Raw genomic sequence first — 11,025 nt, 5'->3', positions numbered from 1 at the left:
AACGCCGGAGGAGCGGGGGTTCGGGGGCGGAGCCCCCGATGGGGGTCCCCCCTCTGGGGGAGGGACGGGTAGGGGCGGCGGGGGCGAGAACAACAGGCCCGCGCCCTCACCCCCGCACCGGAAAATACTGCCGAGGCGTAATCCCCGTAATCCTCCGAAACGCCGCCACGAACGAACTCGCCGACCCATACCCCACCCGCCCCGCCACCACCTCCACAGTCAACCCCCGCTCCAGCAACGGCATCGCCGCCTGCATCCGCACCCGCTCCCGCCACTGCCCGAACGCCAACCCGGTCTCCGCAACGAACAACCGAGCCAACGTCCGCGCCCCAGCGCCGACTTCAACTCCCCACTCGGCCAGCGGCCGACCATCCGCAGGATCGGCAGCCAACGCACGAGCGACAGCAAGCGCACGCCCGTCCCTGGGCTCGGTCACCGCGATACTCGTCACCGCCACCGGATGCAGCACATCGAGCAGCACCGCCTCCGCCCGCGAACGAGCGTCCGCAGAGAGCCCGTTGAGGGCCAGATGGTCGATGAGGGCCCGCAGCAGCGGCCCGGCCGAGACCACAGTCGGCTCCACCCACTCCACCCGCCGGCTCTGCCCAGGATCGACATACGCACTGCGCATGACGACATCCCCCACCGACTCCGTGGCATGCCGCACCCCGGCCGGAATCCACAGGGCGAGCGAGGGCGGCAACAGCCAGGTCCCGTGCTCGCTCCGGATCCGCAGCAACCCCCGTGCGGACCAGGCGAGTTGATGGAAGGCATGCCAGTGCGTGGTGAACGCCGTACCGCGCGGCATCGCGAAGTGCCCCACGAATATCGCGGTACCGGGGCCGACGTCGTACCGCTGCCCGTCCCCCGACTGTCCGCCTCCCGACTGTCCGTTTCGCGACATGGCACGGCAGCCTAGGCCCTGTCGGCCACATCGGCACCTTCATAGCGTCGACGTATGCCGATGAACCGAATGCACCGCCGCCTGTGCAGCTCCGAGAAGTGGGCCCTGGCCGTACGGGACCGTCTGCTCCCCTGGGCCCTCCACGACGTCGAACTGGGCGACGACGTCCTGGAGATCGGGCCGGGATACGGCGCGAATCTGCGCGTCCTGGTCGAACAGGTGCCGCGTCTGACCGCCGTGGAGATCGACGCGGACACCGTCCGGCTGCTGGAGGCCGCCGGCTGGGGCGACCGGGCCCGCGTCCTGCACGGCGACGGAGCCCAACTGCCGCTCCCCGACACCTCGTACGACTCGGTCGTCTGCTTCACGATGCTGCACCACGTACCCTCCGACGCCCACCAGGACCGCATCTTCGCGGAGGCCTTCCGGGTACTGCGCCCGGGCGGCACCTTCGCGGGCAGCGACAGCCTCCCCAGCTTCATGTTCCGGGTCCTGCACTTCAGGGACACGATGAACACCCTCGACCCGACAACACTCCCGAACCGTCTGGCGAAGGCGGGCTTCACGGACGTAACCGTGGATCGGCATCCGGAGACGCGGGGGCTGCGATTCAGGGCGCGCAGGCCGTCGTAACACACGGCAGGACGGGCCACAACTTACCGACGAAACCGGCCAGTTGTGATGCATCATGACCGTCTACAGCACCCTGACCTTGCCCTTGACCTCGCCCTTGAGCTGAACGAAACGGACGGACATGGCTGCATGGTCCACCCGGGCGGCCTCCCCTGCCGATCTGCCCCGGCTCCGCTCCCTGCTGACCGATTCGTTCGAAGCAGCGGCCACGCCGTAGGCGTCAGCACTCCTCGCCGACGCCATCGACCGCGACCTGGTCCAAGTGGCCGAGTCCGAGGGCGAGTTGGTGGGCTGCATCGCCGCGGAGATGCCGTCAGCGGGGCACGCGCGTCTGTCATCGCGCCGGCGGCCGCCGAGGTCGTCGCCCCGGGGAACTGATCGGCGTCCACCCGGACATCCAGTCCGGCCTCCGCGAGGCACGCCGCCGTGGTGAGCCCTGACGCTCCGGCACCGATCACCACCGCACTGGCCGACACGCTCGCCTCCACAACGTTGTCATCCGGGACTTTCGAGGCTAGCCGAACCGGCAACCGACGAAAGACCCACCGCGTCGATCACAGGAGAGATCGTCTACGGACGTCTACGGACGTCAACGGGCAGAGATCATCGACGGACACCGAACGAAAGAGAGCAGAACCGTGAGATTCGAGCCGCGTCGCCGCACGGTGCTCGCGACAGCCGCCGCCACACTCGTCGCCACGGCCACCCCGGCCACCGCCAACTCGACCCATTCAACTCATTCCACTGATTCCACCGATTCCAACGACTCCACCGTCACCGCACGCCTGCGCGCACTGGAGGAGCGGTACGGGGCGCGCTTAGGTGTGTTCGCCCACCACCTCGTCACCCGGCGAACGGTCCGGCACCGCGCCGACGAACTGTTCCCGATGTGCTCCCTGTTCAAGACGCTCGCGTCCGCGGCCGTCCTGCGCGACCTGGACCGGAACGGCGAGTTCCTGGCCCGCCGTATCCACTACACGGAGGCCGACCTCCCGGCAACGGGTTCCGACCGGACCAGGGAACACCTGGCCGAGGGCATGACCGTCGCCGAACTCGCCGAGGTGGCCATCACCTACAGCGACAACGGCGCGGGCAACCTCCTCCTGCGTGAACTCGGCGGCCCCACCGCGATCACCCGCTTCGCCCGCTCCCTCGGCGACCGGGTGACCCGCCTCGACCGCTGGGAGACCGACCTCAACTCGGCCGAGCCGTGGCGGAAGACGGACACGACGAGCCCGCGCGCGATCGGCCGCACCTATGCCCGCCTCGTCCTCGGCGACGCGCTGAACCGGCGCGACCGCGAACTCCTCACCCACTGGCTGCTGAACAACACGACCAGCGCCAAACGCTTCCGCGCGGGTCTCCCGCCGACCTGGACCCTCGCCGACAAGACGGGCTCCGGCTCCTACGCCACCGCCAACGACGTGGGCATCGCCTGGACCGACACCGGCGCCCCCGTCGTCCTGTCCGTGCTCTCCACGATGCCCGACCAGGACGCGGTACGGGACGACGCGCTGATCGCGGAGACGGCGACACTGCTCGCGGAAACCCTCAACTGACCCGGAAGCACTGCCTCGGCCTCGGTGTCACCCCCCACCAGCCGGTGAAACGCGGCGGGCCACCGACTCGCTCGGCAGGCCCGCCGCCTCACCCGAACCGCCGCACATACCGCCGCTGCCAGGGCGTCTCCACCGCGTGCCGGTCATACCCCGCCCGCACAAACGCCACCGCCTCACCCGCCGGCACCCCGTCCAGCACCGCAAGACACGCCAACGCCGTCCCCGTACGCCCCCGCCCACCCCCGCACGCGACCTCCACCCGCTCCCCCGCCGCCCGCTCCCACACCTCGACCAGGACCGCGCGGGCCTCCACGTGATCCTTGGGGAGGCGGAAGTCGGGCCAGGGGAGCCAGCGGAACTCCCAGGGAACTTGCGGGGGTTGGCTGCCGAGAAGATAGACGGCGTACGAGGGGACAGGCGCCGCCGGGTCGAGGGGCCGGCGCAGGCCGCGGCCCCTGATCAGACGGCCGGAGGGCAGCCGCAGTACACCCTGAGCCCGCTCGTCCCACAACCCAGCCACTGGCTCATCCACCCATCCATTCGAACCCGACCCCGTCCCCCGGGCAACCGATTCCGGGGAAACGGTGGTCTGGTGGGCGAGGGGGTGCTTGATGCAGGCCGAACTAGAGGCCCAGTTCCATGATTTCGTCAGAGCGCGGTGGTCCCACCTGGTGCGCACCGCGTATCTGCTGACCGGCGACGCCCATCACGCCGAGGACCTGACGCAGACGGCGCTGGCGAAGGCGTACCGCTCCTGGCGGCGGGTCTCGCGCAGCGACAGCCCGGAGGCGTACGTCCGTCGGATGCTGGTCAGTTGCAACAGTGACCGGTTCCGCAAGCGGCGCGTCCGGGAGTCGCTCACCGACGCGCCGCCCGAGACGGCGGGCCGCGACGAGGCGGTCTCCTGGGCCGACGAGCGCAGCGCGCTGCTCGGCGCGCTCGCCCAACTGCCGCCCAAACAAAGGGCGGTGGTCGTCCTGCGCTACTGGGAGGACCTGTCCGAGGGAGAGGTCGCCGACACGCTCGGCTGCTCCCAGGGCACGGTCAAGAGCCAGGCCTCCAAGGGGCTGGCGAAGTTGCGTACGTATCCGGGGCTGGCGCAGGTCGTGGGCCGCCCCGAACCCAGTCACACGGCACACGTTCGGGGAGGCCTCGGATGACCGAGGAACAGCGGGAACCTGAGAAGGGATTTGAGGAGCAGTTGCGCGAGTTGATGGCTGAAGACGCCTACACGATCCGGCCCTCGGCGGTGCCGTATCCGACGATCCGCCGCCGGGGCGCCGCAGAACGCCGACGGCGGGTGGCGGCGGCCGGCGCGGTCCTGGTCGCGCTGGCGGCGGCGCCCGTGGGGGCGTACGCGGTGAGCGGCAACGGCGGCGGCCAGGGAGGCACGAAACTGGCGGCGCCACTCCCCTCCACCAGCGCCTCGCAGCCGCCTGTGACGCCGACTCCCGTACAGTCGACGCCCGTTGGACCGGCCGGTCCTGCGACGCCGGGGCAGCTGCTCGACGGGATCACCCTGGCACAGGCCTCGGACGGGCTGGAGAAGTGCCTCGCGTACGACCGCGAGATGCAGAAGCACCAGAAGCCCGCGACGCGGATCGATCTGGGTGACGCCGTCGACTACCGGATCATCCTGGCGCAGAACAGCACCGGCGACTCCAACGCGCCCGGTGACGGCATCTTCGTCGTCGCGGTCAAGGAACAGACGCAGCAACCGCAGTTGACCCGGCTGATCTGCAACATCAAGGACGGCGAGGCCTCAGGCCTCAACTCCAGTGTCGGCGGCCTGACGTTCGACAACGGCGGCCCGGTGATGGCCGACGACAACGGCGGCAAGCTCTACCGGCAGTCGGTCCTCGACAACGGCAACTGGAAGATGCCGTTCCGCTGGAGCACCATCGGCCGGTTCGAGCCCTCGGTGACCAAGGTGACCGTCTCGTACGGCGGCAGCACCAGCGAGGCCGTCCTGGACCACGGCTGGTTCGTGGCCTCCGGCGTGCTGAACCAGCAGGTCACGCTGGCCCCGCACATCCAGGGGTACGACAGCGCGGGCGAGGTCGTCTACGACTCCGACGACGACAAGGGCTACACGCGCGAGCTGTACTAGGCCGGCGCCGCGACGGGGAGGTGACGGGGGCGCCGCACAGGGGACGGCGCCCCCTTCCACCTGCCCCCGCCCGTCTCCGCACCCACCCTCAGCCGACCCCCCGGGATTCCTGCGCCGCCCGCGCCTCGATCCCCCGGAAGTGCACCGCCAGTGCCCGCTGCGCGCCCTCCACGTCATGGGCGCGCAACGCCGTGACGATGTCCCGGTGCCGGCGGGCCGTCAGTTCCGGTGCCGGGTCGTCGTGCCAGCCCCGGGCGCCCGAGACACGGCGGAACACCGTCCAGAAGGCGCCGAGCAGCTGCGGTACGAGGGCGTTGCCGAGGGGGCCGTACAGCGCCTCGTGGAACTCGCGGTCGAGTTCGGGGAAGCGCCGGCCCACGCGGCCCGCCTCCTCCATCCGGGTGACGACCGAATCCAGCCGGTCCAGTTGCGCGTCGGACAGAACGGCCGCGACCCGCCGGATCATCCCGTCCTCCAGCACCTCCCTGACCTGGAGTATCTCGGCGAGCGCGGCGCCGTCCCCGTCGTGCCGGGCGAGCGTACGGAACGTCAGTCCGTCAACCAGCGGGGTCAACGACGCCTGTCCGACGTACGTCCCGTAGCCGTGTCTGATCTCGACGATGTCGAGGGCCTGGAGCGCCTTGAGGGCCTCGCGGACGGAGTTGCGGCTGACCCCCAGGGACTCCATCAGCTCGACCTCGGTGGGCAGCGGTGCGCCCGCCCGGAGTTTGCGGTCGAGAATCAACTGCATGACCTCGCGCTGGACCTGGCCGCTCACCCGCCGCTCGGGCCGGCGCCGCTTCCCGGACTCCTGAGACATGCGGCGCATCGTACGCTCGCCGGACATCCCACGTCCCACCTCCAGGCATATCAAAATCTACCCACCGTGAATTCACGGCCCCTGTCGATCTCTTGACGCCCCGTCGACATCGCCTCGGTTGAATTTCATATCGTCATTGGTCGCACCTCTGGCAGATACGCCATTCGTGTGCGATCTCTTGACCGGCCCCACCGCCCCTCTTATGGTCACGCTGCCCCCTATGACGTAGGACGTCGTATCTCCTCACCTTTTCGGACCCCACCCCGCAGGAGGAATCGTGCGCGACGTGACCCGCGGAACAGCCCCCGACGTATCGACCGCCCCGCACCGCCGGTCGTTCCTGAAGTACACCGGCGCGCTGGGTGCCGCCGCCGCCATTTCCTCCTCGCTGTCGGCCTGCTCCTCCGGGCCGGAGTCCACCAACGACACCGGGGGCGGCGCCGGGGGCGCGAACAGCACGCTCACGGCCGTGATCGGCTACGGCAACGACGGCAGCTGGGACCCCACGCAGACGGCCTCCGCCTTCTCCATGGCCGCGAACAACCACATCTACGAGGGTCTGCTCGACACCGATCCCATCTCCCGCGAGCCGTACGCCGCGCTCGCCACAGCGGTCCCCGGCGATCTCAACAGCACCTCCTGGAAGTTCACGTTGCGGGCCGGGGCGACCTTCCACGACGGAAAGCCGGTCACCGCCGACGACGTGGTCTTCGTATTCGATCGAATCCTTGATCCGAACACGCAGACACTCGCCAAGGGCTTTTTCGCCAGTTGGCTGAAAGAAGTGAAAAAGGTCGACGCGCAGAATGTCGAGCTGGTGCTGAAGTTCCCCTTCCCGGAAGGGGTTTCCCGGCTGACGCTCGCGAAGATCATGCCGAAGCACGTCTTCTCCCAGCCGGGTGCCTGGGACGACGCGATCAAGGGAAAGGCGATCGGCTCGGGGCCGTACCGGCAGACCGCGCACCACCCGAAGTCGAACACGACGTTCGAGGCGTTCGCTGCCTACAACGGTCCGCGCAAAGCGGCGTTCAAGAAGATGAACTGGATGACGATAGTGGATGCCGCGCCCCGCGTCGCCAAGATCTCGGGGTCCAGTGCCGGCGCGCAGATCGCCGACAACATCCCGTACGCCAACATCGAGCAGCTCAAGAGCGGGGGGATGGACGTCCAGGGCGGGGCGGGGATGAACAACCTGTTCCTGATGTTCAACACCAGGCGCAAGCCCTTCGACGACGTACGGGTCCGGCAGGCGCTGCACTACGCCATCGACACGGGGAAGATGGTGGAGGTGGCGCTCAAGGGCCACGGCAAGCCGTCGTCGTCCTTCCTCAACGAGGCCAACCCCAGCTACCGGGCAGCAAAGGTGGTCTACGACTACGACCCGGAGAAAGCGAAGGCGCTCCTGAAGGAGGCCGGGGTCAGCGGGCTGAAGATCGAGATCCTGTCCGTGAACGTCAGCTGGATCGTCGACTGCCTGCCCACCATCAAGGCGTCCTGGGACGCGATCGGCGTCGAGACGACCCTCAACCCGCAGGAAACCACCGCGGTGTTCACGAAGATGGACCAGAAGCAGGACTACCAGGTCGTGTCGGCCGCCTCGAACCCCAACCAGTTCGGCCTCGACGCGGACCTGATCATGCACTACAACTACGGCCCGCAGAACCTCTGGATGGGCTACGCCCGTTGGGCCGACAACTCCGTGGCCAAGCAGCTCTTCAAGGACATGGACCAGGCCACGCAGGAGCCGGACCCGGACAAGAAGAAGACGATGATCCAGGACTACATCGACATCGTCGCCGAGGAGGCCGTGCTCTACCCGGTCGTCCACAACGAGCTGATGACGGCCTGGGACCCGAAGAAGCTCGCGGGGATAAGGGCACAGCCGTACCCGGGCATCAACCTCCTCCAGGCCAAGTGGGTCTAGGGCCTGTTCGGGCTGCCGCCAAACACCGCTAGCTGTACGGGAGTTCGTACGTGGTCGCCATCGCCAGAATCCTGGCCCGCAGGATCATCCTGCTCGTCCCGCTGATGCTCGGCATCGTGCTGTTCGTGTTCCTCGTCATGCGGTTCTCGGACGTCGACCCGGCCTCCGCGTTCTTCCAGGGCGCCAACCCGACCCCGCAGCAACTGCACGACTTCCGTGAACAGAACGGCCTGTTGGACCCGTTCCCCGTCCGCTACTTCCACTTCATCGGCGATCTGCTCCAGGGCGACATGGGCACCAGCGCGCTGACCCGCGCGCCGGTGCTCGAACAGGTCGCCACCGCCCTGCCGCTCACCGTCCAGCTCACCTTCCTGGGCCTGACCATCGCGGTGGTCCTGTCCCTGCTGGGCGGCGTCACGGCGGCGATCTACCGCGACCGTCTCCCCGACCAGATCATCCGCGTCGTATCGCTCACGGGCGTCGCAGCCCCCGGCTTCTGGCTGGCGCTGCTGATGATCCAGTACCTGGCCGTCGACCTGGGCTGGTTCCCGACGGGTGGCTACATCAACCCGGCCGACTCCTTCACCGGCTGGCTGAAGACGATGACGCTCCCGGCCCTCGCGCTCTCCCTCCCGGTCGCGGCGCAGCTCACGCGCATCGTCCGTACGGCGGTGGTCGAGGAGTTGGACAAGGACTACGTCCGTACGGCGATCGGCAGCGGCCTGCCACCGAGGGTGGTGGTGGGCCGCAACGTCCTCCGCAACGCGCTCATCAACCCGCTCACGGTCCTGGGCCTGCGCGTCGGCTACCTCCTCGGCGGCGCGGTCGTCATCGAGACGATCTTCTCGCTCCCCGGGATGGGCAAGCTGATGATCGACGCCGTGAAGAACGGCGACCCGGCGGTCGTCCAGGGAGTGGTCCTGACGACGGCGACCGGCTTCGTGGTCGTGAACCTGGTCATCGACATCCTCTATCTCCTGGTCAACCCGCGACTGAGGGATGCGGCCTGATGACCATGCTGTGTCTGATGACCATGTTGTGCCTGATGTTCATGATGTCCACGCGAACGAAGGGCGCGGCCTGATGTTCATGATGTTCGAAAGGGGGCGCCTGGCCGCCCTCCTCTCCCGCCCCGGCATCCGCCTGCGCGGCTGGCGCCGCCTCCCGGTCCTCTCCCGGATCGCGGTCTGCTTCCTGGCGCTGGTGGTGTTCGTGGCGGTCTTCGCCCCGTACATCGCCCCCGACGACCCATTGGACCAACAGCCCCTGATCGGCGGCACGGGAGCACCCTCCGCCGAGCACTGGATGGGCCAGGACAGCCTGGGCCGCGACATCATGAGCCGGCTGATGTACGGCGCCCGCTGGTCGCTGGCGATCGGCCTGGGCGCCACGGCCCTTGCTCTGACAGTGGGTGCACTGATCGGCGCGATCGCGGCGACGTCCCGCAAGGCGGTCGACGAGACGCTGATGCGCTGCCTGGACGTGGTGATGGCGTTCCCGGGCATCGCCCTGGCCGCCGTACTCGTCGCGGTCTTCGGCGGCGGCATCACCGTCCTGATCTGCGCGATCGCGTTCCTGTTCACCCCGCCGGTGGCAAGGGTGGTGCGGGCGAACGTACTTGACCAGTACGGCGAGGACTACGTGACGGCGGAACGGGTGATCGGCGCGCGAACGCCGCACATCGTCCTGAAGCACGTGGCGATCAACTGCGCAGCCCCCGTCCTGGTGTTCTGCACGGTGCAGGTGGCGGAGGCGATCGTCTTCGAGGCGTCGCTGTCGTTCATCGGCGCGGGTGTGCGTCCGCCGGACCCGTCCTGGGGAAGCGTCATCGCGGACGGCAAGAACATGGTCCTGACGGGGGGTTGGTGGGCGACGGTATTCCCTGGCCTGCTGATGTTGATCACCGTCCTGTCGCTGAACGTCCTCTCGGAGGGCGTGTCGGACGCGTGGGCGGCACCGGCGGCGAGGGACGTGGAGGTCCGTGAGGAGGAGGACCCCCTGGAGGCCCCCGAGCCGGGCACGGGCAAGGTGCTGGCCCTGCCGGGCCTGACGGAAGCGGCGCAACGGCTCCGTACGAGGGCACGCCCGGTCCCAACCGGCCTGCCGATACTGGCGGTCGAGAACTTGACGATCGGCTTCGCGGCCCGCCACTCGGGCGTGAACATCGTCGACGGCATCAGCTTCGAGGTCCACCCGGGCGAAGTACTGGGCCTGGTGGGCGAGTCGGGCTGCGGCAAGTCGCTGACGGCACTGACGGTGATGGGCCTGGAGCCGAAGGGCGCGCGGGTGACCGGCCAAGTCCGCTTCAACCAGCGGGACTTGCTGATGGAGCCGATGCGCGTACGCCGCAAGCTGCTCGGCCACGAGATGGCGATGATCTACCAGGACGCGCTGTCGTCCCTGAACCCGGCGATGACGATCCGCTCGCAACTGAAGCAGGTCGTACGAAGGGGAGGCCACCGCACACCGGAGGAACTCCTGGGCCTGGTGGGCCTGGACCCGGACCGCACCCTCCGCAGCTACCCGCACGAACTGTCGGGCGGCCAGCGCCAGCGGGTCCTGATCGCGATGGCCCTGTCCCGGGACCCGAAACTGATCGTGGCGGACGAGCCGACAACAGCGCTGGACGTGACGGTCCAGGCGCAGATCATCGAGCTACTGCTGCGCCTGCGCTCGGAGTTGGACTTCGCCCTGATCCTGGTCTCGCACGACCTGGCCCTGGTGGCGGACGTGACGGACCGGGTGGTCGTGATGTACGGCGGCCAGATCGTCGAAACGGGCGTGACGGCGGACCTGGTCGGCTCCCCGTCCCACCACTACACCCGGGGCCTGCTGGGCAGCGTGCTGTCACTGGAGTCGGCGGCGGTCCGCATGACCCAGATCAAGGGCACGGTCCCCTCCCCCGCCGACTTCCCCAAAGGCTGCCGTTTCGCGGACCGTTGCCCGATGGCGACGGAGGCGTGCCGTACGACGGCCCCCGATCTCCTGGGCGTAGCAACGCACTTGGCGGCCTGCCACCACCCGGCGATCGACCTGACGACGCCGGAGCCGACGGGAAGCGAGAGCGTGAAGTGA

General features: G+C 68.8%; 11 protein-coding genes. 7 read left to right on the top strand and 4 right to left on the bottom strand.

All coding sequences use genetic code 11. The annotated features are described in order from the left end of the window. Positions 1 to 106: 106 nt before the first annotated feature. Complete coding sequence (locus ACWCRB_RS26190) at positions 107 to 904, bottom strand: AraC family transcriptional regulator (protein WP_450998356.1); 798 nt, start codon at positions 902 to 904, stop codon at positions 107 to 109. A gap of 54 nt (positions 905 to 958) precedes the next feature. On the opposite strand from ACWCRB_RS26190, the gene ACWCRB_RS26185 reads away from it, so the two are divergent. Further along, positions 959 to 1,537: a class I SAM-dependent methyltransferase gene (locus ACWCRB_RS26185; RefSeq protein WP_450998355.1), complete on the top strand. Its 579-nt coding sequence runs from the start codon at positions 959 to 961 to the stop codon at positions 1,535 to 1,537. Positions 1,538 to 1,590: 53 nt separating this feature from the next. Here ACWCRB_RS26185 and ACWCRB_RS26180 read toward each other — a convergent pair whose 3' ends face one another. Continuing rightward, positions 1,591 to 1,995, bottom strand: coding sequence for an FAD-dependent oxidoreductase (locus ACWCRB_RS26180; RefSeq protein ID WP_450998361.1), 405 nt, complete (start codon positions 1,993 to 1,995; stop codon positions 1,591 to 1,593). Between the two features lie 180 nt (positions 1,996 to 2,175). On the opposite strand from ACWCRB_RS26180, the gene bla reads away from it, so the two are divergent. Next, the gene (bla, locus tag ACWCRB_RS26175) at positions 2,176 to 3,096 is read left to right on the top strand and encodes a class A beta-lactamase (protein WP_450998354.1); all 921 of its coding nucleotides are present in this window, start codon (positions 2,176 to 2,178) and stop codon (positions 3,094 to 3,096) included. Between the two features lie 88 nt (positions 3,097 to 3,184). Here the strand turns inward: bla and ACWCRB_RS26170 are convergent, their stop codons facing one another. Beyond that, positions 3,185 to 3,628: a protein-tyrosine phosphatase family protein gene (locus tag ACWCRB_RS26170; protein ID WP_450998353.1), complete on the bottom strand. Its 444-nt coding sequence runs from the start codon at positions 3,626 to 3,628 to the stop codon at positions 3,185 to 3,187. A 79-nt stretch (positions 3,629 to 3,707) separates the two neighbouring features. Here ACWCRB_RS26170 and ACWCRB_RS26165 point away from each other — a divergent pair, with 79 nt between their 5' ends. Next, positions 3,708 to 4,256 (top strand): SigE family RNA polymerase sigma factor, encoded by a 549-nt coding sequence (locus tag ACWCRB_RS26165; RefSeq protein ID WP_369036642.1) that lies wholly within the window; start codon positions 3,708 to 3,710, stop codon positions 4,254 to 4,256. Next, on the top strand, positions 4,253 to 5,206 hold the full coding sequence (locus tag ACWCRB_RS26160; protein ID WP_450998352.1) for a hypothetical protein: 954 nt from the start codon (positions 4,253 to 4,255) through the stop codon (positions 5,204 to 5,206). The genes ACWCRB_RS26165 and ACWCRB_RS26160 overlap by 4 nt, the downstream gene beginning before the upstream one ends. Positions 5,207 to 5,294: 88 nt before the next feature. On the opposite strand, the gene ACWCRB_RS26155 is transcribed toward ACWCRB_RS26160, so the two are convergent. After that, on the bottom strand, positions 5,295 to 6,026 hold the full coding sequence (locus tag ACWCRB_RS26155; RefSeq protein ID WP_450998351.1) for a FadR/GntR family transcriptional regulator: 732 nt from the start codon (positions 6,024 to 6,026) through the stop codon (positions 5,295 to 5,297). Positions 6,027 to 6,303: 277 nt separating this feature from the next. Between ACWCRB_RS26155 and ACWCRB_RS26150 the strand changes: the two genes are divergently transcribed. From ACWCRB_RS26150 to ACWCRB_RS26140, 3 genes are all read left to right on the top strand, one after another. Then, complete coding sequence (locus ACWCRB_RS26150; RefSeq protein ID WP_450998350.1) at positions 6,304 to 7,950, top strand: ABC transporter substrate-binding protein; 1,647 nt, start codon at positions 6,304 to 6,306, stop codon at positions 7,948 to 7,950. 50 nt (positions 7,951 to 8,000) lie between these two features. Continuing rightward, a complete protein-coding gene (locus ACWCRB_RS26145) occupies positions 8,001 to 8,960 on the top strand; it encodes an ABC transporter permease (RefSeq protein WP_450998349.1) in 960 nt (319 codons plus the stop codon). A gap of 82 nt (positions 8,961 to 9,042) precedes the next feature. After that, on the top strand, positions 9,043 to 11,025 hold the full coding sequence (locus tag ACWCRB_RS26140; RefSeq protein WP_450998360.1) for a dipeptide/oligopeptide/nickel ABC transporter permease/ATP-binding protein: 1,983 nt from the start codon (positions 9,043 to 9,045) through the stop codon (positions 11,023 to 11,025).

It is taken from the genome of Streptomyces sp. NPDC002156 (genome assembly GCF_053593675.1).
This window is presented reverse-complemented; position numbering and strand designations above follow the sequence as displayed.